The 22793-nt window shown below is 47.0% G+C and carries 23 protein-coding genes and 2 tRNA genes; 6 read left to right on the forward strand and 19 right to left on the reverse strand.

All coding sequences use genetic code 11. From position 1 onward, the window contains the following. Positions 1-151 precede the first annotated feature (151 nt). Entirely contained in the window at positions 152-1156 is a 1005-nt protein-coding gene (locus ACZ5DR_RS01645; protein WP_377364518.1) for a BCCT family transporter, read from the forward strand. Positions 1157-1240: 84 nt separating this feature from the next. On the opposite strand, the gene ACZ5DR_RS01650 is transcribed toward ACZ5DR_RS01645, so the two are convergent. Continuing rightward, positions 1241-1402, reverse strand: a complete 162-nt coding sequence (locus tag ACZ5DR_RS01650; RefSeq protein ID WP_377364516.1) for a hypothetical protein — start codon at positions 1400-1402, stop codon at positions 1241-1243. Here ACZ5DR_RS01650 and glsB point away from each other — a divergent pair. From glsB to ACZ5DR_RS01665, 3 genes are all read left to right on the forward strand, one after another. Further along, positions 1401-2309 carry a glutaminase B gene (gene glsB, locus ACZ5DR_RS01655; protein ID WP_377364514.1) on the forward strand — a complete coding sequence of 303 codons (909 nt, stop codon included), beginning with the start codon at positions 1401-1403 and terminating at the stop codon, positions 2307-2309. The two genes, ACZ5DR_RS01650 and glsB, sit on opposite strands and share 2 nt — an antisense overlap. Positions 2310-2448: 139 nt before the next feature. Further along, positions 2449-3060: a YccT family protein gene (locus tag ACZ5DR_RS01660; protein ID WP_377364512.1), complete on the forward strand. Its 612-nt coding sequence runs from the start codon at positions 2449-2451 to the stop codon at positions 3058-3060. A gap of 48 nt (positions 3061-3108) precedes the next feature. Next, on the forward strand, positions 3109-3420 hold the full coding sequence (locus ACZ5DR_RS01665; protein ID WP_377364510.1) for a DUF1840 domain-containing protein: 312 nt from the start codon (positions 3109-3111) through the stop codon (positions 3418-3420). A gap of 6 nt (positions 3421-3426) precedes the next feature. Here ACZ5DR_RS01665 and ACZ5DR_RS01670 read toward each other — a convergent pair whose 3' ends face one another. From ACZ5DR_RS01670 to ftsH, 15 genes are all read right to left on the reverse strand, one after another. Beyond that, positions 3427-3642 carry a VF530 family protein gene (locus ACZ5DR_RS01670; RefSeq protein ID WP_377364508.1) on the reverse strand — a complete coding sequence of 72 codons (216 nt, stop codon included), beginning with the start codon at positions 3640-3642 and terminating at the stop codon, positions 3427-3429. A gap of 156 nt (positions 3643-3798) precedes the next feature. Beyond that, the gene (gene pnp / locus ACZ5DR_RS01675) at positions 3799-5910 is read right to left on the reverse strand and encodes a polyribonucleotide nucleotidyltransferase (RefSeq protein WP_377364506.1); all 2112 of its coding nucleotides are present in this window, start codon (positions 5908-5910) and stop codon (positions 3799-3801) included. A 183-nt stretch (positions 5911-6093) separates the two neighbouring features. Further along, on the reverse strand, positions 6094-6363 hold the full coding sequence (gene rpsO / locus ACZ5DR_RS01680) for a 30S ribosomal protein S15 (RefSeq protein WP_377364503.1): 270 nt from the start codon (positions 6361-6363) through the stop codon (positions 6094-6096). Positions 6364-6451: 88 nt separating this feature from the next. Then, positions 6452-7381 carry a tRNA pseudouridine(55) synthase TruB gene (gene truB / locus ACZ5DR_RS01685; protein WP_377364501.1) on the reverse strand — a complete coding sequence of 310 codons (930 nt, stop codon included), beginning with the start codon at positions 7379-7381 and terminating at the stop codon, positions 6452-6454. 9 nt (positions 7382-7390) lie between these two features. Continuing rightward, positions 7391-7780 carry a 30S ribosome-binding factor RbfA gene (gene rbfA, locus ACZ5DR_RS01690; protein WP_377364499.1) on the reverse strand — a complete coding sequence of 130 codons (390 nt, stop codon included), beginning with the start codon at positions 7778-7780 and terminating at the stop codon, positions 7391-7393. A 14-nt stretch (positions 7781-7794) separates the two neighbouring features. Continuing rightward, a complete protein-coding gene (gene infB / locus ACZ5DR_RS01695; RefSeq protein WP_377364497.1) occupies positions 7795-10374 on the reverse strand; it encodes a translation initiation factor IF-2 in 2580 nt (859 codons plus the stop codon). A 25-nt stretch (positions 10375-10399) separates the two neighbouring features. Then, positions 10400-11890, reverse strand: coding sequence for a transcription termination factor NusA (nusA, locus tag ACZ5DR_RS01700; protein ID WP_377364495.1), 1491 nt, complete (start codon positions 11888-11890; stop codon positions 10400-10402). A 30-nt stretch (positions 11891-11920) separates the two neighbouring features. After that, a complete protein-coding gene (gene rimP, locus ACZ5DR_RS01705; RefSeq protein ID WP_377364493.1) occupies positions 11921-12382 on the reverse strand; it encodes a ribosome maturation factor RimP in 462 nt (153 codons plus the stop codon). Positions 12383-12526: 144 nt separating this feature from the next. Continuing rightward, positions 12527-12603, reverse strand: a tRNA-Met gene (locus tag ACZ5DR_RS01710). Between the two features lie 45 nt (positions 12604-12648). Beyond that, positions 12649-12734 (reverse strand) — tRNA-Leu (locus ACZ5DR_RS01715). A gap of 23 nt (positions 12735-12757) precedes the next feature. Further along, positions 12758-13120 (reverse strand): preprotein translocase subunit SecG, encoded by a 363-nt coding sequence (gene secG / locus ACZ5DR_RS01720; protein ID WP_377364491.1) that lies wholly within the window; start codon positions 13118-13120, stop codon positions 12758-12760. 4 nt (positions 13121-13124) lie between these two features. Beyond that, a complete protein-coding gene (tpiA, locus tag ACZ5DR_RS01725; protein WP_377364489.1) occupies positions 13125-13868 on the reverse strand; it encodes a triose-phosphate isomerase in 744 nt (247 codons plus the stop codon). Between the two features lie 84 nt (positions 13869-13952). Next, entirely contained in the window at positions 13953-15305 is a 1353-nt protein-coding gene (gene glmM / locus ACZ5DR_RS01730) for a phosphoglucosamine mutase (protein WP_377364487.1), read from the reverse strand. Further along, the gene (folP, locus tag ACZ5DR_RS01735; protein WP_377364485.1) at positions 15298-16137 is read right to left on the reverse strand and encodes a dihydropteroate synthase; all 840 of its coding nucleotides are present in this window, start codon (positions 16135-16137) and stop codon (positions 15298-15300) included. The genes glmM and folP overlap by 8 nt, the downstream gene beginning before the upstream one ends. Before the next feature lie 40 nt (positions 16138-16177). Next, entirely contained in the window at positions 16178-18154 is a 1977-nt protein-coding gene (ftsH, locus tag ACZ5DR_RS01740; RefSeq protein ID WP_377364483.1) for an ATP-dependent zinc metalloprotease FtsH, read from the reverse strand. A gap of 532 nt (positions 18155-18686) precedes the next feature. On the opposite strand from ftsH, the gene ACZ5DR_RS01745 reads away from it, so the two are divergent. Next, positions 18687-18989 (forward strand): YhbY family RNA-binding protein, encoded by a 303-nt coding sequence (locus ACZ5DR_RS01745; protein ID WP_377364481.1) that lies wholly within the window; start codon positions 18687-18689, stop codon positions 18987-18989. Between the two features lie 86 nt (positions 18990-19075). After that, positions 19076-19888 (forward strand): hypothetical protein, encoded by an 813-nt coding sequence (locus tag ACZ5DR_RS01750; protein ID WP_377364479.1) that lies wholly within the window; start codon positions 19076-19078, stop codon positions 19886-19888. A gap of 1 nt (position 19889) precedes the next feature. Here ACZ5DR_RS01750 and ACZ5DR_RS01755 read toward each other — a convergent pair whose 3' ends face one another. Genes ACZ5DR_RS01755 through potA form a run of 3 tightly spaced genes read right to left on the reverse strand, consistent with a single transcriptional unit; the run spans position 19890 to position 22734 of the window. Then, positions 19890-20705 carry an ABC transporter permease subunit gene (locus ACZ5DR_RS01755; RefSeq protein ID WP_377364477.1) on the reverse strand — a complete coding sequence of 272 codons (816 nt, stop codon included), beginning with the start codon at positions 20703-20705 and terminating at the stop codon, positions 19890-19892. Beyond that, the gene (locus ACZ5DR_RS01760; RefSeq protein WP_464543846.1) at positions 20702-21616 is read right to left on the reverse strand and encodes an ABC transporter permease subunit; all 915 of its coding nucleotides are present in this window, start codon (positions 21614-21616) and stop codon (positions 20702-20704) included. Before ACZ5DR_RS01760 ends, ACZ5DR_RS01755 begins: the two co-directional genes overlap by 4 nt. Then, entirely contained in the window at positions 21613-22734 is a 1122-nt protein-coding gene (gene potA / locus ACZ5DR_RS01765; protein WP_377364475.1) for a polyamine ABC transporter ATP-binding protein, read from the reverse strand. The genes ACZ5DR_RS01760 and potA overlap by 4 nt, the downstream gene beginning before the upstream one ends. Positions 22735-22793 lie beyond the last annotated feature (59 nt).

Here is a 22793-nt window from a genome sequence, read left to right on the forward strand (position 1 = left end):
CCTTTTATCGTCGGGCCTAATATTCTCTTTCGCTGCTATAGCAGTGATTCTCCTAAAATGGTGGAACAAAAAGTGCGTTGGGATAACCCCTGTCAGCACCCTTGTTTTTATCGCAATCTTGTTCACCTCAGGACTTGATGTCGGATTAATCATGTTCCCATTAACGGAGTTTGGGGGTTACGCGAATCTAACGGAAAATCCTGAATACAGCTTCGCCAACCCACTCGCTATCGAATTCGGTTATTGGGCATTTTTAATCTGGGGATTCTATTTCTTAACCTGCTTTTACTTTTGTGTGATCGAACCAAAAGTTCAATTCTTTGAAATCCCAATCGTTAAGTTAGTCAACAATATTGTCATTATCGGCACTTGTGCCTTCACCGCTTACCTACTGCTAGTAAACCTGCCTTGGTATCTGCCTCAAATCGGTGATGGAGAATCAGTAGTCTCCAGCTTCTATTGGATTGTATTTGCTTCCATTGCGCTTGCAGTGTTCTCAAGCAGCAGTATGAAGTTGCTAAGACTGCTCAGTTTAGGCTCGAGCATTCTCTTTATCGCGTTAATCATTATCATGTGGTTCCGCGCTTACCTAACCGATAACGGAAACCCTGAGGACTTCCTAAACAACGCAGGCCTTATCGGTGACTACTTCACAAACATCTATCAGTTTATGTTGCCGTTAAATGACTACCACGCGTTTTACCTTTTCTGGTGGTTTTCTTGGAGCATCATGATTGGCCAGTTCACCGCACGCTTTGTTAGCGGCATTCGCACTTGGCAGCTACTGTTAGCCATGATGGTCTTTCCATCGATTGCAATTGGCATCTGGTTTACGATCCTCTATCACTATCATATTGAAAGCCTTCACATTGCGGGGTTCATCAAAATTATGATGGTCACTGTGGGTATATTGATGGTGATAAACTCTTTAGATTCGTTAATTCGGTTGTATACAGACAACTTGAACATCACCGTGAAACGTTTCGGCCTAATCCCTTACATTGCCGGAAACTTTGTCGTGATGTGCACGCTAACCCTGCTGTTCCAGCTCGACTTTCTTCGCATTCAATGGGTCGGCGCTCTGGTCATTGGCTTATATTTTTCTTGCTTTTTTTACATTGTATTTAAGAAACGCTCTGACATAGCCAGCATCTAATATGTTGGGAAAGCGCCATATTGTTTAAAGCAGCAATACCTAATCACCAAAACGGGGGCAAGTAAAACCAACCTCTTTCAAATGCTAGGCCAGAGCCAACAATACTATGGTTGGCTCTGGCCCAGCAGCTGAAATAGGTGGCGATGTTCCCCTCCCCCCTGCTTGATAAATTTCTTTTTGGTTTTCTAGAGATTCTGGCACAATCTTCCCCCAAAATAATAACGCCAGAACAATAAGGCTCCCCATGCAAGCACTCCTCAGCAAGATCTTCGAAGACGTTAAACCTCTAATGGGAAAAGGCAAAGTCGCTGACTACATTCCAGCACTGGCCAGTGTAGACCCAAACCAATTCGGCATTGCCATTTTTAGCAACGAGGGAGACCTGTATCAAATTGGTGATGCAGACACGCCATTTTCGATCCAGAGTATTTCTAAGGTCTTTAGTCTCACCTTGGCCATGAAGCACTATGGCAAGGACATGTGGCAACGGGTTGGCAGAGAGCCATCGGGACTACCCTTCAATTCACTGGTGCAACTAGAGTACGAACACGGCATTCCCCGTAACCCTTTTATCAACGCTGGGGCATTGGTGATCAGCGATATGAACCAGTCCCGCTTTGCGTCGCCACACTATGCCATGAGTGAGTTCGTACGCCGCATCTCAGGTAATCCTGAGATCAAAACGGACCTACAGGTGGCAGACTCCGAATACGAATTTCGCCATCGCAACGCCGCCATGGCCTACTTAATGAAATCAAACGGCAACTTTGAAAACGAAGTCGAAGACGTCTTAAAAAGCTACTTCGCCAATTGCGCCCTACGCATGAGCTGTGTGGATTTGGCCAAAGCGTTTAACTTCCTTGCGAATAAGGGCTATTGCACCATCAGTCAGGAGCAAGTGATTTCAGAAGAGGAAGCAAGGCAAGTCAACGCCCTCATGGCAACCAGTGGCATGTATGATGAAGCGGGCCATTTCGCCTTTCAGGTAGGTTTACCCGGTAAAAGTGGTGTGGGCGGCGGCATCGTTGCCATCGTCCCAGGACGCTTTTCTATCTGTGTTTGGTCTCCAGCCTTAAACAAGGTGGGTAACTCCTGTGCTGGGGTGGCTGCATTAGAATCCATGAGTAAACATATAGGTTGGTCCGTGTACTGATATAGCCATCCACCACATTGAGGCAAAACAAAGTATATCCCTTCAGCAAAACGTTAGGACAAGTTCAACACCCACGACTTTATGCTAGGTTACGTCTACTTAAAGAATGACGCAGTTTTACGGTTAAGGAGACAGGAAAGTGGGTGTACGTTCGGGTGTTGTATTGATGGGTGTCTTGTTGGGTATCACGAGTGTTTCCACAACGGCGGCCACATTTGAAGTGCCACGCAACTTTGAGATCATGTACGTAGATCTGGAAAGCACCGGCAATCTTGGGGGCGACTTCAAAGCCGAACTGGAACCAGGCAAACGCCAACTAGTTGTACGTTACAATGACCGTATTGGAGGTGGTGCAGACGCGGATCGTTTCCAGTCTGAGCCCATCATCCTCGACATCACAGTGGCACAGGATGACAACATCCTTTTAGAAGCCCCCCATTTATTCCGCAAAAATGACGCAGCCAAATTCGCAGAATCCCCTGAGTTCACACTCATTCATAAGGACAGTGGCGAGGCGTTAAATTACGACATGCACATGCTACCCACTCAACCTGGGGCACAGATGTTTCGAGATTACAAAGACGAAATTCGCGCATTCACTCAAACCTATCAAGCCCCCTCTGTTACTGCAAAAGCGGCAGACAAAGAACAAGCAAAGACAGAAGCCTTGGATATGCTGAAACTCTGGTATAACCGTGCTTCAGCAGAAGATCAGAAAGCCTTCCAAGAGTGGATGACGGATACTCAATAATCCATTTTCCCCTACACTATAATGATTCCATCAATCAGAGGGTGAGCCATGTTGATCGTTTTTAAATGCCAAGCTTGCGCCAACATCACCATGTTTGGCTCCGTTGCTCAGCAATTAATCCAGATGATGGGGAGCGGCAATGCGATTCCCGGAGCCATCACTGCGGAAAACGTACCAGACGCATTAAAGCGATTGCAAAGCGCCCTCTCACGCTACAAAGAAACAGCTGCTCAACAGAGCTCTACAGATGAAGACGACGAGCAAAACGAGCCATCTGTCAGCCTTGCCCATCGGGCCATTCCTTTGATCGACATGCTCAAAGCCGCCATTGAAGATGAAGCGGATGTGATTTGGGAATAACGAGAATCAACCGCTAAACGTTTCAATATACAGCGCTTCCACCTTATCCCTCGCCCACTGCGTTTTACGCAGAAATTTTAGGGAAGATTTAATCGAAGGGTCATTAGAAAAACAGTTCACACGGACACGGTCGTATAGGCCATCCCAGCCGTAATGCTCGACTAGATGTGTTAGTATCTTTTCTAGTGACAGACCGTGTAATGGGTTATTGGGTTGGCTCATTGGGAATTCCTGATTTGGGTAGGAAGGGAGTTTAGCAGGTTTTGGAGATCTGGAGAGGTATGATCTAGGAGATCTTACCCCCTTTCTAAAAACCGCAGGCATTAAAAAAGGAGCACCGAGGTGCTCCTTTTTAGGATCTAACGAGAAGTTAGAAGATTAACCAGCTACGAATGCTGCTTTTTCTTCTTCTGTTACTTCTTTCATAGACAGTTTGATACGACCACGTGCATCTACGTCTAGTACCTTAACGATTACGTCTTGGCCTTCTTCTAGTACGTCTGCAACAGCACGGATGCGTTCTTCAGCGATTTGAGAGATGTGAACTAGGCCGTCTTTGCCTGGAAGGATGTTCACGAATGCACCGAATTCCGCTAGGCGTACGACTTTACCTTGGTAAAGTTTGTCCACTTCTGCTTCTGCAGTGATCTCATGGATACGTAGCAGTGCTGCATCAGATGCTGTTTTATCTGGTGCGTAGATACGTACTGTACCGTCGTCGTCTAGGTCGATAGAAGCGCCAGTGTCTTCGGTGATAGAACGGATGGTTGCGCCGCCTTTACCGATTACTTCACGGATCTTATCAGGATCGATTTTGATCGTAGCCATAGATGGTGCGTTTGGAGACACCTCTGGACGAGCGTAACCAATTACTAGAGCCATTTCACGTAGGATGTGCTTACGTGCTTCCATCGCTTGAGAAAGAGCGATGTCCATGATCTCTTCGTTGATACCTTCGATCTTAATGTCCATTTGAAGTGCTGTGATACCTTCTTCAGTACCCGCTACTTTAAAGTCCATGTCACCAAGGTGGTCTTCGTCACCTAGGATGTCAGTTAGGACTGCAAAGCCGTCTTCTTCTTTAACAAGACCCATTGCGATACCCGCAACCGGTGCTTTAAGAGGAACACCCGCATCCATCATAGACAGAGACGCGCCACACACAGAGGCCATAGAGCTTGAACCGTTAGATTCAGTGATCTCAGATACCACACGGATGGTGTATGGGAATTCTTCTTCAGAAGGAAGTACCGCCTGAACACCACGGCGCGCTAGACGACCGTGACCGATTTCACGACGACCAACACCGCCCATACGACCACACTCACCTACAGAATAAGGAGGGAAGTTGTAGTGCAACATGAAGCTGTCTTTAGACTCACCCGCTAGACCGTCAGCGATCTGAGCGTCACGGCTTGTACCCAAAGTACAAGTCGCGATGGCTTGCGTTTCACCACGTGTGAACAACGCAGAACCGTGAGTTTTCTTAAGCATGCCCACTTCAACGTTGATGCCACGAACAGTTTTGTTGTCACGGCCGTCGATACGTGGTTTGCCATCGATAACACGACGACGCACGATGTTTTTCTCTAGCTTGCCGAATACGCCTGTCACGTCTGCTTCAGAGTATGGGCCTTCTTCTGTTACAAGCTGAGCAATTGCGGCTTCGCGCACTTCGCCCAATTTCGCGTAACGGTCCATTTTGTCGCTGATTGTGTAAGCTTCTTCGATTTGTGCTGCGAAACCTAGTTTAACGGTTTCAACAAGGTCAGCATTGGCTTGCTCTGCAGACCATTCCCAACGAGGCTTGCCAGCTTCTGCTGCGAAGTCGTTGATGGTTGCGATAGCCGTTTGCATTTCTTTGTGTGCGTAAAGTACTGCACCTAGCATTTCGTCTTCTGTCAGCTCTTGTGCTTCAGACTCAACCATTAGCACTGCGTCTTTAGTACCCGCAACGACCATGTCTAGTAGAGACTCAGTCAATTCAGAGTTGCTTGGGTTCAATACGTAGCCAGACTCGTCGTTGAAACCAACGCGTGCTGCACCGATAGGACCGTTGAATGGGATACCAGAAATCGCCAACGCAGCAGAGGTTGCAAGCATCGCTGGGATGTCTGCATCTAGGTCTGTGTTAGTAGACATAACCGTACAAACCACTTGTACTTCGTTCATGAAGCCTTTCGGGAACAGTGGACGAATCGGACGGTCGATCAAACGAGACGTTAGGGTTTCTTTTTCAGAAGGACGGCCTTCACGCTTTAGGAAACCACCAGGGATTTTACCTACTGCGTAAGTACGTTCTTGGTAATGTACAGAAAGCGGGAAGAAGTCTTGGCCGTCTTTTGCGCTTTTAGCGCCAACAACGGTAGCAAGCACTTGCGCGTCGCCCATAGTACAAAGTACTGCACCAGTCGCTTGACGTGCGATACGGCCAGTTTCTAGTGTTACTTCATGTGCTCCGTATTGGAACGTTTTAGTCGTAATACTCACTCGTATTCCTTACTTAATTTTTTGTAACTTTCTCCCAAAGACATTCTTTGTTAGCCAGTACTCAGATGTGTTCTGTTTTAGGACCTTAACATCAGGTCAAAAACACATTTGAAGTACAGGCTGTCCCCTGGGAGGCCTATAAGAAAAAAAGGGCCATAGATTTTCTATGGCCCCTCTTCGGTCTTAGCGACGTAGACCTAGCTTTTTGATCAAGCTAGTGTAACGTGCTGCGTCTTTACGCTTAAGGTAGTCCAACAACTTACGACGTTGGTTAACCATGCGGATAAGACCGCGGCGAGAATGGTGATCGCCTTTGTGATCTTTGAAGTGACCTTGTAGACCTTCGATGTTCTTAGTTAGCAATGCAACTTGAACTTCTGGTGAACCAGTGTCGCCTTCTTTAGTTTGAAACTCTGCAACCAATGCTGCTTTTGCTTCTGCAGATAATGCCATAATCATAATCTCCGAATTAATATGCTTATAAAAGAATCCAGGGTGGCCGAGCATATTTCCAGTCATCCTAGGGTCGTGAATTATAACACTAGTTGCGCGCTAACTCACTGGTATTTACTAATCTATGTGGCTTAATTTTACCATTTTTCACTTCACCAAGGCCCAAGAAGGCATTTGATTCGGTGACGTAAAGGCGCATTAATTGCCCTTCTGGCAAACCACGGGTGTCGTTAAGCAGTCGCCCAAATACAATATCTTTAGATTCTTGCAAAGACATGACAATTTCAGGCAAGTGCAATACCGCTGTGTCGGCACCCATAAGGTGCTTATCCAGCTCTGGCTCCCCTTGCTCAGCTAGCGCCTCAAACGCTTCAATAGTGAGCATGTCTTCCGGGTTGTAACCCGCGGTCGACACTCGATGCAGGGTTTTAAGGTGCGCACCGCAGCCTAGAGCCTCGCCAATGTCTTCTCCAATGGTACGTATATAAGTCCCTTTGGAGCAGCTGATATCTAAGGTTAGAGTATTCTCTGTTCGCTCTAGCACGGTTAAATTAGAAATCACAACGGCGCGACGTTTGCGCTCAATGGTGATGCCTTTACGTGCATACTCGTACAGGGGCTTGCCTTCATGCTTTAGGGCCGAATACATCGGCGGAACTTGTTCGATATTGCCACGAAACGAATCCAACAGCGCTTCCAGTTCTTCATCCGATAATTGAGGCACAGGCTCGTTGCTAAGCTCTTCACCTTCTTTATCACCGGTTGTTGTACGAATACCAAGCTCAATACAGGTAATGTATCGCTTGTCCGCATCAAGAAGAAATTGGGAAAATTTGGTCGCCTCACCCAGACAAAGGGGCAGCATACCAGTTGCGAGGGGATCAAGTGCGCCCGTGTGTCCGGCTTTAGCAGCACGGAACACACGACGAACTTTTTGTAACGCTTGATTCGAGCTGAGTCCCAAAGGCTTATTTAATAGAACAACGCCATCAATGGCGCGCCATTGCGTTTTGCCCATGGTCAGTACTTACTCTTCTTCTGAATCTTGGTTCTTTTGGTCCTTACGAAGCGCTTGGTCGATCAATGCCGACATGCGCGCACCGTTGACAACACTGGTGTCGTAGTGGAAACGCAGGTGCGGCATAATGCGCAACTTCACTTCTTTCGCAAGACGGTGACGCAGGAAGTTTTTAGCACTGTCCAGTGCCGCTTGGTTTTCAGCCAAGCGTTCCGCGTTGTCGTCCAATCCAAGTACGGTGTAGTAAATATCCGCATACCCTAGATCTTTCGCAACGCGTACTTCGTTAATCGTCACCATGCCCAAACGTGGATCTTTCACTTCAAACTGTATAAGGGATGCCAGCTCCTTTTGGAGCTGATCACCAATACGACTAGTACGACTGAATTCGCCTGCCATTTTGATACCCTATATTAAAGTGAACGAGCGACTTCGATTGTCTTGAAGACCTCGATTTTGTCGCCTTCTTTCACGTCGTTGTAGTTCTTAACGCCGATACCACATTCCATACCTTGACGGACGTCGTTAACTGCGTCTTTGAAGCGACGTAGGGATTCTAGTTCACCTTCGTAGATTACCACGTTGTCACGTAGGACACGGATTTTCTCGTTACGGTAAACCGTACCCTCGATAACCATACAGCCTGCAACCAGACCGAATTTAGGCGAACGGAATACGTCACGTACTTCTGCTGTACCAACGATCTCTTCACGTAGATCTGGCGTCAACATACCAGACAAGGCTTGTTTCACGTCGTCAATGATGTTGTAGATAACGCTGTAGTAACGTAGATCAACGTTTTCACGCTCGATGAATTGCTTCGCTGAGCTGTCTGCACGAACGTTGAAACCGAAGATTACTGCTTGAGAAGCCAGTGCTAGGGTCGCGTCAGTTTCAGTGATACCACCAACACCGCTGGACACTACGTTCACTTTTACTTCATCAGTACTTAGATCAGTCAAAGACTTGATCAGTGCTTCTAGGGAACCACGTACGTCTGCTTTCAATACGATGTTCAATGTGCTGACTTCGTCTTTGCCCATTTCAGAGAACATGTTTTCAAGCTTAGCGGAGTGTTGACGAGCAAAACGCACTTCACGGTACTTACCTTGACGGAAGTTCGCTACTTCACGGGCTTTACGTTCATCAGCAACAACGATGAATTCTTCACCCGCTTCTGGTGTACCGTCTAGGCCAAGAATCTCGACTGGGATAGCAGGACCAGCAGACTCAACCGCTTTACCGTTTTCATCTAGTAACGCACGTACGCGGCCCATGTTTAGGCCTGCAAGAACGATGTCACCTTTACGTAGAGTACCGTTTTGAACAAGTACGGTTGCTACGGAACCACGTCCACGGTCTAGGCGGGATTCAACCACTACACCTTTACCTGGTGCACTTGGTACAGCCGTCAATTCAAGTACTTCCGCTTGCAAAAGAATCGCTTCAAGAAGTTCATCAATACCTTGGCCAGTTTTCGCAGAAACTTCTACGAACTGAATGTCGCCACCCCATTCTTCTGGAACAACTTCCTGTGCAACCAATTCGTTACGCACTTTATCTAGATCAGCAGATGGCTTGTCACACTTAGTGATCGCAACAACAATCGGAACACCCGCTGCACGAGAGTGCTGGATGGCTTCGATGGTTTGTGGCATTACGCCGTCGTCTGCCGCACACACTAGGATAACGATATCCGTTGCTTGCGCACCACGTGCACGCATTGCCGTAAATGCCGCGTGTCCAGGTGTATCCAAGAAGCTGACCATACCGTGATCTGTTTCAACGTGGTAAGCACCAATGTGCTGTGTGATACCACCAGATTCACCCGCTGCAACGCGAGTAGTACGGATGTAGTCAAGTAAAGATGTTTTACCATGGTCAACGTGGCCCATTACGGTAACCACTGGTGCACGCTTGATTTCTTCACCCTCATAATCGATGGCATCGATCATGTCATTTTCTAGGGCGTTTTCGTCAATGTACTTAACCGTGTGACCCATTTCTTCAACCACTAGGGTTGCTGTGTCTCGGTCGATCGTTTGGTTGATAGTCGCCATAGCGCCCATCTTAAACATCACCTTGATCACTTCGGCTGCCTTGATAGACATTTTCTCAGCAAGTTCAGCGACTGTGATGCTTTCAGGCAGTGCAACTTCATGGACGATTGGTGCCGTCGGCTTTTGGAATCCATGCTCTTGTTTCACTGCTGGCTTTTTAAGCTTACGCTTGCCACCGCGACGAGAGAATTCTTCATCACCGTTTAGCGAAACGCGGCCACGTTTCTGATCGTTCTGACGACCACGAGGCTTGTCTTTTTCACGGTCGCTTCTTGGCGGTGATTTTTTACCTTTAGGCGCTGGAGCACTGGTTTTGCTTTCGCCTTCAGGTTGAGACACCTTACGATTGGTCTTAGTCTCTTTTGGTGTTTCCACGAGTGTATCCGCTCCCATATCGGAGTCGTTTTGCTCCGTTTGCTTTGCAGCTCGCTCTGCAGCATCACGCTCTGCTTGTTTACGCTGTGCTTCTTGTCGAGCTAATTCTTCAGCTTCTGCTTTCGCTTTGGCTGCCTTCTCTGCTTCCTGTCTCGCAAGTTCTTCTTCGCGAGCACGTTCCGCCTCGATACGTGCTTTTTCTTCTACCTCACGTTGTGCAGCAGCTTGTTCTTGCTGGCGCTGCAACTCATCTTCGGCATTATCACGTTTAACATAAGTTCGTTTCTTTTTCACAGCCACATTGACTGTTTTTCCAGCACCGCCAGCAGAAAGCGTACTTTTTGTACGACGCTGCAGGGTAATACGCTGACCTGCATCACCTTCTTCTGAATCACCGTGTTGGCGTTTCAGATAGTTTAGCAGGATTTGCTTCTCAACATCAGAGACTTCTTGGTCTGCACTTCTTTGTGGCAGACCAGCATCTTGCATCTGAGCCAATAGCTTCTCGACTGGTGTGTTCACCAGCTCGGATAGTATCTTAACGGTTTGAACTGTCATTAAGTTCCCCCTTTTTACTCAGATTTTATTCAGATTCAGCAAACCAAGGCGCGCGCGCGGTTAAAATTAATGCTGCTGCGCGTTCTTCATTCATACCTTCAATTTCGAGTAACTCGTCAACTGACTGTTCAGCCAAATCTTCCATGGTAATAACGCCTTTCGACGCCAATACAAGAGCTAGGTGATTATCCATACCTTCCATCTCAAGAAGGTCTTGAGCAGGTTTCGCACCGTCTAATTGCTCTTCTGCCTGTAGCGCTTGGTTTAGTAGCGCTTCCTTAGCACGAGTACGTAGCTCGTTTACCAAATCTTCATCAAATCCGTCGATGTCCAACATTTCTTCCATAGGTACGTATGCAACTTCCTCAAGCGTTGCAAAGCCTTCTTCGACCAGCATAATCGCTAGGTCTTCATCGATGTCCAAGGCTGTCACAAACAAGTCGATCAATTTTTGAGATTCTTCTTGCTGTTTCTCTTGAGCATCTTCGCTGGTCATAACATTAAGCGTCCAACCAGTTAGGGCTGACGCTAGGCGTACGTTTTGACCATTACGACCAATCGCTTGCGCTAGGTTGTCGCTTTTCACAGCCACGTCCATAGAGTGCGCATCTTCGTCAATAACGATTGAGTCAACTTCAGCTGGCGCCATAGCATTAATAACAAGTTGTGCTGGGTTATCATCCCAAAGCACGATATCAACACGTTCACCATTCATTTCATTCGATACCGCTTGTACACGTGCGCCACGCATACCCACACAAGCACCGATTGGGTCTATACGGCGGTCACTGGTTTTCACAGCGATTTTCGCACGTAGACCTGGATCACGTGAGGCACCACGAATATCAATCACTTCTTCTGAAATCTCAGGCACTTCAAGGCGGAAAAGCTCCACCATAAACTCAGGAGACGTACGAGAAAGAACCAATTGTGAGCCACGAGAATCTTCGCGAATCTCTTGCAACAAAGCACGGACACGATCGTTCATACGGAAAGTTTCGCGATTAATCAGCTGATCTTTTGGTAGAGACGCTTCTGCATTTTCCCCTAGATCGATAATCAAACTGTCACGGGTCACTTTCTTAACTTGACCATGAACGAGTTTGCCAACTTTCTCGCTGTAACGAGCCACCATTTTCGCACGCTCAGCTTCACGTACTTTTTGTACGATCACTTGTTTCGCTGTTTGCGCAGCAATACGGCCGAACTCTTCTGATTCAATTTCTTCTTCGTAGATTTCGCCAGCACCCAGTGCTTGCCCCATCTCTTCCATGTCATCAGTTGTCAATTCAGAATCTGGTGCAGAGTAATCTTCGTCTGCAACGATGTCCCATTGACGGTAAGTTTTGTATTCACCTGTACGTTGATCGATGGATACGCGTACTTTTACATCGCCTTCAAAACGACGCTTTGCGGCACTTGCTAATGCAGTCTCTACAGCTTCAAAAATCACCTGTTTAGGCACATCTTTTTCGTTTGAAACTGCTTCTACTACCAAAAGAATTTCTTTGCTCATCCTTTTAGCCTCTCTTAAAGGTTAAATAAATTAAAACTGAGGAACGATGTTTGCTTTTTCGATCAACTCAATTGGCAATAAGTATTCCTCGTTGTCCACGAGAAGAACCACTTCATCACCTTCAATACCACTGAGCTGACCCTTGAATTTACGGCGACCATCAAAGGGTACGCGCAACCGTAACGACACAACCGATCCAACAAAACGCTGGTATTGGTTAAGGTCAAATAGAGGGCGATCCAAACCTGGGGATGACACTTCCAAGCTGTATTCGCCTGTAATGGGGTCTTCGACATCAAGAATGGCGCTTACTTGGCGACTCACTGACGCACAATCCTCGACATCAATGCCTTTTTCGGAGTCCGTTTCAATGAAAACACGAAGAACCGAATCTTTTCCCTGAGACAGGTATTCTAGGCCCCAAAACTCAAACCCCAAACCCTCGACTACTGGTCTGATTAGCTCTTCAAGCTGTGTAAACTTAGTAGACAAATAACTTCTCCGAATAAAAACCCTAGAAACAAAAAACGGGCTCTAGGCCCATTTAACAAAAGTTCAGATAACAAAAAACCCCATATAGGGGCCATCCAAACTTCAAGATCTTTTCAGACCTCAGTTTCTCGAAAGAAACTAGGTTGGTTGCGGAGGCCGGATTCGAACCGACGACCTTCGGGTTATGAGCCCGACGAGCTACCAGACTGCTCCACCCCGCGTCAACGAGAGCTTATTCTACTACATCATAGCAGGACTCTCAAGAATGGTGCCGATGGCCGGACTCGAACCGGCACAGCCGTAGGCCACTACCCCCTCAAGATAGCGTGTCTACCAATTCCACCACATCGGCAATTCTTTCTCAGTAGATTCTGATTACTCTACTGTAGGAATATCGTTGTTTTGAGTTGATTCTGCTTCACCTGAATCTAGGTTAGGCATATCAACGTTTTCTTCTACTTGAGGAGCGCTTGGAACAAAATCCAAACCGCCACTAACATTTTTAGCTTGCTCGCTCGCAAAGAACGCCAAACCAAAGCTAGTTAGGAAGAAAACCAACGCAAATACTGCGGTCATACGACCAAAGAAGCTACTGCCACCTTGGCTACCAAATACTGTCTGTGATGCGCCACCACCAAATGATGCGCCGGCATCAGCACCTTTACCCTGCTGTATTAGCACCAACCCGATAATAGCTACGGCGGCTAATACATGAACAACTAAAACTAAAGTTTCCATTAATCTACTTCGCGTTTTCTATGATCGAATTAAATTCTTGTGCATCCAAAGACGCGCCACCAATAAGAGCGCCATCAATGTCAGGCTGAGCAAACAACTCTGCGCTGTTAGATGCCTTCACACTGCCGCCGTATAGGATGGCTACTTTTTCAGCAACCGTCTCAGAAGACTGAGCAATGTGATTTCGAATACCTTTATGCACTTCTTGTGCTTGCTCAGATGTAGCAGATTTACCTGTGCCTATAGCCCAAACTGGCTCATAAGCTACGACTACATCAGCAAAACGCTCTGTTCCAACAACCTGCAATACCGCATCAATTTGGCCATTACAAACCGCTAGGGTTGTGCCATCTTCGCGCTGCTCGAGGGTTTCCCCCACACATAGAATTGGGGTTAGACCTGCTGCCAGTGTTGCTTCAACCTTCTGCGCAATCATCGCATCCGTTTCAGCATACAAAGCACGTCGCTCTGAATGTCCTAAAATCACGTGAGAGACCGCAAAGTCATTCAGCATGGACAAACTTACTTCACCCGTAAATGCACCCTTGTTTTGCTCGGACACATTTTGCGCCGCCAGCTTAATACCAGCTTGAGGCACTAATTCACTTACCTTAGCTAGGTAAACAAACGAAGGAGCGACTACGACATCAACGGCGTCATCTGACTTAATGCCCTTCACTAGTTCAACAACCGACCCTAACGAGCCATTCATCTTCCAGTTACCAGCAACAATCTTACGACGTGTCATATTGATACCCTTGATTTCGAGGCGCTCATTCTAGGCAATTGCCCTTAGCATATCAAGCGCTATTTAAGAATTTAGGTTTAGAAATCAGCCAATTGACTGAGCTTTGCGATTTGCTACCGCTTGCACTTCTTCCGTGAGAATATCAACCAACTCATCCACCATGACTTGGTCACGCCCCTCTACCATGACACGTATTAATGGCTCAGTACCCGATGCACGCAGCAATACGCGCCCTAAACCGTTCAAACGCTCATTGGCATGGGCAATGGCTTTTTGTAGGGAAGGCTCTTCCGCAGGGGCAAAACGCTCGGCCACCCGTACGTTTTTCAGGCGCTGAGGAAATTTAACCAAGCCTTCTAACAGCTCTTCCAGTGTCTTTTCTTCTTCCACCATGGCGCGCAATACTTGCAGCGCAGCAATGATGCCATCCCCTGTTGTGGTGATATCTCGGCAGACAATATGTCCAGATGGTTCGCCACCCAACACCCAACCATGCTGAAGCAACTTCTCATTTACATAACGATCGCCCACTTTTGCACGGCTAAAACCAATACCCGTTTCTGAAAACGCCAATTCAAGGCCGAAGTTACTCATCAAAGTACCAACAACACCGCCATTGAAGCGGCCGGTATTCATTAGGTGGTTGGCAATGATATACAACACATCATCCCCATCTCGGACGACACCTTTGGCATCCACGAGGATCAAACGATCTCCATCACCATCCAAAGCAATGCCGAGATCCGCACCTTCTGCCAAAACATTTTTACGAAGTAGTTCTGGCTTAGTCGCACCACTAACTTCATTAATATTCAGGCCATCTGGGTTCACCCCAACAGCCACCACGTCTGCACCAAGCTCTGAGAAGACTCGCGGCGCCACGTGGTAAGTAGCCCCATCGGCACAATCAACTACGATTTTGAGTCCAGACAGCTGCAGGCCAATCGGAAAAGTACCCTTACAGTATTCAATGTAACGACCGGCCGCATCATCGATACGTTTAGCACGACCAATTAATTCGGATTTCACCACTTCCATTGGTTGATCAAGGAAGTATTCGATTCGTTCCTCTATTTCATCCGATATTTTGCCACCTTGGGCTGAAAAGAATTTGATGCCGTTATCCGTATAAGGGTTATGGGAAGCACTGATCACAATGCCCGCACTGGCACGAAATGTTCTCGTTAAGTAGGCAATGGCTGGCGTAGGCATTGGCCCCACCAAGCGCACATCCGCCCCAGCCGCCACGATGCCTGATTCAAGGGCAGATTCAAACATGTAGCCAGAAATGCGCGTATCCTTGCCAATCAAGATCTTTTTATCGTGTTCTTTGAACACTTGCCCAGCGGCCCAACCAAGTTTCAACATAAATTCTGGTGTGATCGGCGCCTTCCCTACTTCACCACGAATTCCATCTGTCCCAAAATATTTACGCATTTCGACTCTCTTCTATTTGATGCATCACTTTCAACATGTCTACATGGGGCTTCACATCGTGAACACGAAAAATTCGCGCACCTTTAAGATAGGTTGAAGCATTTGCCCCCATTGTGCCATACAAACGCTGATCAACCGGCACACCCAAAATGTCACCGATCATAGTTTTACGGGACACTCCTATCAGCACTTCAAACCCCAAGTCCACAAATCTCTGAGTGTAATTCAGTAATGTGGCATTATGGACCAAACTTTTACCGAAGCCGATCCCTGGATCTAGCAGAATTTGTTCCCGCTGAATCCCCGCCGCTTCCGCAATAGCAACACGCTCTAGGAGATACTGCTCCACATCCTCAATTAACGCGTCGTAGGAGGGTGACTGCTGCATGTCTTTGGGCGTTCCGCGCATGTGCATCAAACAAACAGGCAGACCTGTTTGCGCGGCCGCAGCCACTGCGCCATCACGTTCTAAAGCACGAACATCATTGATCAACCCAGCCCCCAACTTTGCCGACTCCAGCATAACGGAAGGTGTACTCGTATCGACTGAGATAATCGTATCGAAGCGCTGAGCAATAGCTTCCACAGCAGGCAATACACGATCTAGCTCTTCTTGCTCACTGACTTCTGCTGCGCCAGGGCGGGTCGACTCACCACCGATATCAATAAAGCTAGCGCCATCTTCAAGCATCTTTTCAGCTTGTCGTAACGCAGCCTCTAAAGAGTTGTGCTGACCACCGTCAGAAAAGGAATCAGGGGTGACATTGAGTATCCCCATAACGTGAGGAAGCGATAAGTCGAGAGACTTATCGCCAAATTTCATCACAGACATTATGTGTCCAAATAGCGTTTGATGAGGTGTCTGGCGAAGCTTACGCTTCGCCAGAGGTTTTTTGAGAAACGGAAGCTTGGCCTGTTTGACCTGTCATTTGGTCAGTAGACGCATCTTTTGGTGCTTCCGCTGTATCAGCCTGCTCAGGAGCTACTTCTGGCTCAGAGCTGCCTGGTCCATTACCACCAGATGGATCAGTCCAACCTGCTGGAGGGCTAGGCTTTTTACCTTCCATAATTTCTTTGATTTGATCGGCATCGATTGTTTCGTACACCATCAAAGCGTCTGCCATCATATCAAGCTTCGAGCGGTGCTCGACAAGGATATCAGTCGCTTTCTGGTAACAACGATCAATGATATCTTTAACTTCTTTATCCAATACTTTGCCAGTCTCTGCAGAGAAGTAGTTATTCTTACTACCCGTCATGCTCTGCTGATCGTCTTCTTCGTAGGCAAAAGCACCCAACTCTTCAGAAAGACCCCATTTGGTCACCATGTTACGAGCCAAACTAGACGCACGCTCTATATCATTTGATGCCCCTGTGGAGACCCCGTCAAAGCCATGGATCAATTCCTCGGCAATACGACCACCGTACAAACTACAGATCTGAGACTCTAGACCGCGCTTACTTAAGCTGTACTTATCTTCTTCTGGAAGATACATGGTGACACCCAAGGCGCGCCCACGAGGAATAATAGTCACCTTGTAAACTGGATCATGCTCAGGCATCAAGTAACCGACAATCGCGTGACCTGCTTCGTGGTACGCCGTATTCAGTTTCTCTTCTTCCTTCATCACCATGGACTTACGTTCAGCACCCATTAGGATTTTGTCTTTTGCAAGCTCCAATAGCTCCATGTTAACCAAGCGGCGGTTAGAACGGGCCGCAAACAATGCTGCTTCGTTCACCAAGTTGGCCAAATCAGCACCAGAGAAACCTGGTGTACCACGGGCAATGTTTTTAGGCACCACATCATCATCTACAGGTACTTTACGAAGGTGTACCTTAAGAATCTGTTCACGACCACGGATATCTGGCAGACCCACTGTTACCTGACGGTCAAAACGGCCAGGACGCAATAACGCTGGGTCCAATACATCTGGACGGTTGGTAGCGGCGATCACGATGATACCTTCATTACCTTCAAAACCATCCATCTCAACCAACAATTGGTTAAGGGTTTGTTCGCGCTCATCGTTACCACCGCCCATACCAGAGCCACGGTTACGACCTACCGCATCAATCTCGTCGATAAAGATGATGCAAGGCGCATGTTTCTTCGCTTGTTCGAACATATCTCGAACACGGGACGCACCCACACCCACAAACATTTCAACAAAGTCAGAACCAGAAATAGTGAAGAAAGGTACTTTAGCTTCACCTGCAATGGCCTTCGCAAGTAAGGTCTTACCTGTACCTGGAGGACCACACATCAAGATACCACGTGGAATCTTACCACCTAGGCGTTGGAATTTTCCTGGTTCACGCAGGAAGTCCACTAGCTCTTCCACGTCTTCTTTGGCTTCATCACAACCCGCCACATCGGCGAATGTGGTTTTAATCTGATCTTCAGGCAACAAGCGCGCTTTCGACTTACCGAACGACATTGGGCCGCCCTTGCCACTACCACCGCCTTGCATTTGGCGCATAAAGAACATAAAGATGGCGAGAATTAAGAGGATCGGGAAGCTGGCAACCAACAACTGAGTCCAAATGCTTTGTTGCTCAGGCATACGACCTTCCACAACTACATTGTTGCTCAACAGGTCATCCATAATTTTTGGATCCTGTGCTGCAGGACGAACAGTTTCAAAGCTGTCTCCGCCCGTACGAGAGCCGCTGATCGTATATCCGTCGATTACCACTCGGGCAATACGTCCATCATGCACTTCTTGCACGAATTCGGAGTACGAGATTCTATTTGTCTCAGTAGAGGTATTAAAGTTGTTAAACACCGTCAGTAACACTGCGGCAATTACCAACCACAATAAAATATTTTTTAGCATATCGTTCAAGAGTACACCTCTTAATGGTCATCAAACGAAGCGTTTTCGCCACTTCTGCAAACAACCCTTAATTGTCGTCCTAGTTGGATACATTTCGAGTCAACGAAAGCATCGGTTGTTAGGGGCACAGCCGAACCAAATTGGTCCCGTATCGCTTTATAAGCTTAGCATTCACATTGATCGTGAGCGATAAGCATTACCACCGATTATTTACCATGTCCGAGAAAACTTTTCCCATACATGAGCTTACATATTGGGGTCATATTCCAAATTACAAGATTCACTCCCATAGTTCCAACCCTGATACGTATATTTTCGTGACCAAGGTCGAATCAAGGGACGCACTTTACTATATCAGAAGACACCTCAGCACGTTTATGGACAAAGCCCTGCCGGAAACGTTCCCCGTATTCCGCCAACCTGACTTTTTGCCTTCAGGAGCCTTGCAATCATACCTAATCAGACCAATATTCCGCTATAATATCGCCTAACCTCTGAAGCCTCCAATAAAGAGGGTCAACTAAGATGAGAAATTTTAATTATGAGTTTGACGAACGTTCAAAAAAAGCAATATCGCCTCATTGGGCATTCACTTAATCCAGTAGTAACGATTGCAGGTAACGGTTTAACAGAATCCGTCTTGACCGAAATCGACCGCGCCCTGGAAGACCACGAATTGATCAAGGTGCGTTATAGCATCGCTGACCGTGAAGCACGTTATGCTCACGTAGAAGAAACCAGCAAAATTTTGAAGTGTGAAGTGGTACAAACCATCGGTAAAGTAGCACTTTTATACCGCGCAGCGATTGAGCCAAACCCAAAGCTTTCTAACTTGCTTCGCTAAGATTCCCTGAGGCTGACACTTGTCAGCCTCAACTCTTCTCTTTTTCAGCCGATAAGCTTTAAATAACCACTGCTTTGGATGCTGATATGATCTTCATCGATACGGTAAATCGCTTACGACAACTTCCTGAAAGGGATGATACGGTGTTTCAACGTCGACGCCGTACTGTGAGTTCTAATGACAGTTTGACCCTAAGCGAAGCCGCAACCTATGTTCAACACATCACCCTTACCGCAGACGCAGCGTTTGAACTCACCCCTGTGGATAGCATCATCGCTAACATTTTGGAAACTTTATTAGAGCAGTTTGAGAACCAGAAACTGGATGTCACGGCACTTTCTCAGCTTGCCGCCAACCAAGAAGACTGGGAATTACCGCTACAGACACCACCTCTCGAGCAAGCACAAGATTCTCCAACCGATTACACAGAGCATCTAAAGGCTCAACAAAAGAAAGGCATTGAAAAACGTTTTGAGTTCACTCTATTGGGCAAAAGCAATCAACAACGAAAGCTGATGCTGCTATTTCGAATCCAGCATCTCAACACTTCAGCCATACAGAGGTTACAAGGCATCCCACCAAACCAGCAGCTTACAACCCCCTACAGCATTGAACAGTTGCAAAGCCTGCCAGAACACTGGACGTTTGAAATGGATCAAGATGGCGAGCAGCAGCCTCTTTCAAGCCTTTACAATAATGTCAGCACTCGAGCGACTTACACCATATCGGTACCCGGATTGCAAATTTGGTACGAAAAAGAACGAGACGCTCTGCCATTGCTCATTGCTGATCCAAATTTTGGATATGTATACATTGGCAATTACGGCACAGGGAGCACCGCGTCAGAGCATCAGTCACCCACCATTCATCATGAAGGTGACATTGATACCAGCGCCTAATTTAAGCGTGCCCCTTACTTTTCTGTAGTTTGCGGCGAGACAGCCACCACACACACAGAGTCACCAAGGAAACGATCAAGATAATGATGGTTGCCAAAGCGTTGATCTTTGGAGAGACCCCTAAGCGTACAGAACTAAACACCTCAATCGGCAACGTAGTGGAACCAGGCCCCAACACAAAACTCGCAATCACCACATCATCCAATGAAAGCGTAAAAGCCAACAACCAAGCAGACACCAAAGCCGGCATAATAATCGGCAGGGTTATTTGTATAAAAGCCTTTAATGGCGTTGCCCCTAGATCCATGGCCGCCTCAAGATAGGAACGATCCAGCTCTTTCAATCGAGACGTGATCACCACGGTTGCATAGGCGGTACAGAAAGTCGCATGGGCAATCCAAATGGTTAGCAGCCCCCTATTCTGTGGCCAGCCAATCAAATCCGACATGGACACAAACAACAAGAGCAAAGACAGACCAATAATCACATCCGGCATCACCAATGGCGCCGTCACCAAGCTATGCAACAAGGATCGTCCCTTAAATCGACCAAATCGTGTCAGCGCCACCGATGCTAAAACACCCAGCACTACCGCCGCATTAGCACTCCAAAAGGCCACCTTCAAACTGCGCCAAACAGCCGTCATCAAGTCACGATCTTGGAATAACTCACCGTACCACTTCACCGACCACCCTGCCCAAACGGTGACCAGTCGCGATTCATTAAAAGAATAAATTATCAGACTCAGCATGGGCAGATACAAAAATGCCATACCAAACCAAAACATAACTTGAGAAAAACTAGGTCGCGCTATCATTTACCCGCCTCCCACTCTTTCTCTTGGTAACGCCTAAAGAAGTGAATCGGAATCATCAACAAGAGCAACATAATCAATGCCAAAGAAGACGCTAACGGCCAGTCCCGGTTATTAAAGAACTCTTGCCACATGACTTTACCAATCACAATAGAATTACTACCGCCCAGCAACTCTGGAATCACATACTCCCCTACAACAGGTATAAACACCAACATAGAGCCAGCAATCATGCCATTACGAGAGAGAGGAAAAGTAATATTCCAGAATGACGTAATACGCTTCGCCCCCAGATCCTGAGAAGCTTCAATTAAGCTGTAATCGTGTTTCACCAAATTAGCGTACAAAGGCAATATCATGAAGGGCAAATAGGCATATACAATGCCTATATAAACGGCAATATTCGTATTCAGTAACGCCAGCGGCTCATCAATGACACCTATCCAGAGCAACATATTATTGAGTACCCCGTTACTCTTCAGGATACCAACCCAAGCATAAATACGAATGAGAAAAGAGGTCCAAGAAGGCAATAAAATTAACAGCAAGAGAACGGACTGTTTTTCAGGCTTAGCACGGGCAATATGATAAGCCATAGGATAACCAATCAATAAACACAAAAAGGTCGATATGGCCGCCATCTCCAAACTGTTGAGATAGGCATGAATGTAGAGATCGTCTTCTGTCAAAAAGACGAAATTACCTAGATACACATGCAAATCAAGCGCTTGATCAGCCAGACTCACCAAAGCGGTATAAGGCGGAATAGCGATAGCCGCTTCCGCAAAGGCAATCTTTAAAACGATGACAAACGGCAGAGCAAAAAACAGCACCAACCAAACCATCGGAATAGCAACCACCCATTGCTTTCCAAAAATCACACGTCGTTTCAAGGTATCCAATAAGCTCATCATGGGCGCAAAACCAATCCGCTGTCGTCAGACCAATACACGAACACTTCATCTTCCCATGTAGGCAGGTCGGCAAAACGATCCGAATTGATCATAAATGAATTCAGGATTTGCCCATTCTCCAAGCGAATATGGTACACAGAATGACCACCTAGGTAAGCGATATCATGCACCACACCTTTACACCAGTTATATTGAGACTGAGGTTGTTCACGACTGATTAAGGTTTTCTCAGGTCGCACGGCAAACACCACGGACTTGTCTTCAATGGCCGTGGTCACACCATAGGACACATAAAGCTGCGTTGAGGCGCCTTCTGCGTCAATCACCGCATGATCCTGGGCATCAACAGAAATCACTCCATGGAACAAGTTCATACTGCCGATGAATTCCGCCGCCTGCAGGCTGTTTGGCGCCTCATAAACATCCCGCGGAGAGCCCGCCTGAACGATGCGTCCTTCTTCCATGATGGCGATTCGGTTCGCCATGGTCATGGCCTCTTCCTGATCATGGGTCACCATGACACAGGTCACACCCACTCGCTCAATGATGTCCACCACTTCCAATTGCATGCGGTTGCGCAGTTTCTTATCCAACGCTCCCATTGGCTCATCAAGCAACAATAACTTGGGCGATTTTGCCAAGCTTCGAGCTAACGCCACACGCTGGCGTTGCCCACCAGACAATTGATCAGGCTTACGTTTGGCATAATTTGTCATGTGCACTAAGCGAAGCATTTCATCGACTTTTTCTGCGATTAATGCTTTGGGCATACGATCCTGCTTCAAACCATAGGCAATATTCTGAGCTACGGTCATATGAGGAAACAATGCATAGGATTGGAACATCATATTGATCGGGCGACGATAGGGCTCAAGCGGGACAATGTTTTCACCATCTAATAGAATCTGCCCTGAATTTGGCGCTTCAAAGCCTGCCAACATACGCAAAAGAGTGGATTTCCCTGAGCCTGACGCGCCTAGCAAGGCAAAAATATCACCTTTGGCAATGTCCAAAGACACATCATTTACTGCTACTACGTCATCGTAAGTTTTTACAATGCCTTGAATTTGAAGAAAGCTCTCATCGGTCACATCTCGAGAAAGGCTCGGCTCTATCATCAATTACCCTCTGCTTCAGGTTAAGTTCGGTACACTAAGATAATAAAAAGGAAGCAGCC

The organism is Marinomonas vaga, from assembly GCF_055388305.1.

Coding starts and splice junctions, on each gene's coding strand:
- ACZ5DR_RS01760 (WP_464543846.1), bottom strand. CDS start 21,616: ATGATGAGCTTATTGGATACCTTGAAACGACGTGTGATTTTTGGAAAG.
- truB (WP_377364501.1), bottom strand. CDS start 7,381: ATGGGCAAAACGCAATGGCGCGCCATTGATGGCGTTGTTCTATTAAAT.
- ACZ5DR_RS01745 (WP_377364481.1), top strand. CDS start 18,687: ATGAGTTTGACGAACGTTCAAAAAAAGCAATATCGCCTCATTGGGCAT.
- glmM (WP_377364487.1), bottom strand. CDS start 15,305: ATGCGTAAATATTTTGGGACAGATGGAATTCGTGGTGAAGTAGGGAAG.
- secG (WP_377364491.1), bottom strand. CDS start 13,120: ATGGAAACTTTAGTTTTAGTTGTTCATGTATTAGCCGCCGTAGCTATT.
- ACZ5DR_RS01665 (WP_377364510.1), top strand. CDS start 3,109: ATGTTGATCGTTTTTAAATGCCAAGCTTGCGCCAACATCACCATGTTT.
- rpsO (WP_377364503.1), bottom strand. CDS start 6,363: ATGGCATTATCTGCAGAAGCAAAAGCAGCATTGGTTGCAGAGTTTCAA.
- infB (WP_377364497.1), bottom strand. CDS start 10,374: ATGACAGTTCAAACCGTTAAGATACTATCCGAGCTGGTGAACACACCA.
- ACZ5DR_RS01670 (WP_377364508.1), bottom strand. CDS start 3,642: ATGAGCCAACCCAATAACCCATTACACGGTCTGTCACTAGAAAAGATA.
- rbfA (WP_377364499.1), bottom strand. CDS start 7,780: ATGGCAGGCGAATTCAGTCGTACTAGTCGTATTGGTGATCAGCTCCAA.
- folP (WP_377364485.1), bottom strand. CDS start 16,137: ATGTCTGTGATGAAATTTGGCGATAAGTCTCTCGACTTATCGCTTCCT.
- ACZ5DR_RS01645 (WP_377364518.1), top strand. CDS start 152: ATGTTCCCATTAACGGAGTTTGGGGGTTACGCGAATCTAACGGAAAAT.
- potA (WP_377364475.1), bottom strand. CDS start 22,734: ATGATAGAGCCGAGCCTTTCTCGAGATGTGACCGATGAGAGCTTTCTT.
- ACZ5DR_RS01650 (WP_377364516.1), bottom strand. CDS start 1,402: ATGGGGAGCCTTATTGTTCTGGCGTTATTATTTTGGGGGAAGATTGTG.
- tpiA (WP_377364489.1), bottom strand. CDS start 13,868: ATGACACGTCGTAAGATTGTTGCTGGTAACTGGAAGATGAATGGCTCG.
- ACZ5DR_RS01750 (WP_377364479.1), top strand. CDS start 19,076: ATGATCTTCATCGATACGGTAAATCGCTTACGACAACTTCCTGAAAGG.
- ACZ5DR_RS01755 (WP_377364477.1), bottom strand. CDS start 20,705: ATGATAGCGCGACCTAGTTTTTCTCAAGTTATGTTTTGGTTTGGTATG.
- glsB (WP_377364514.1), top strand. CDS start 1,401: ATGCAAGCACTCCTCAGCAAGATCTTCGAAGACGTTAAACCTCTAATG.
- nusA (WP_377364495.1), bottom strand. CDS start 11,890: ATGAGCAAAGAAATTCTTTTGGTAGTAGAAGCAGTTTCAAACGAAAAA.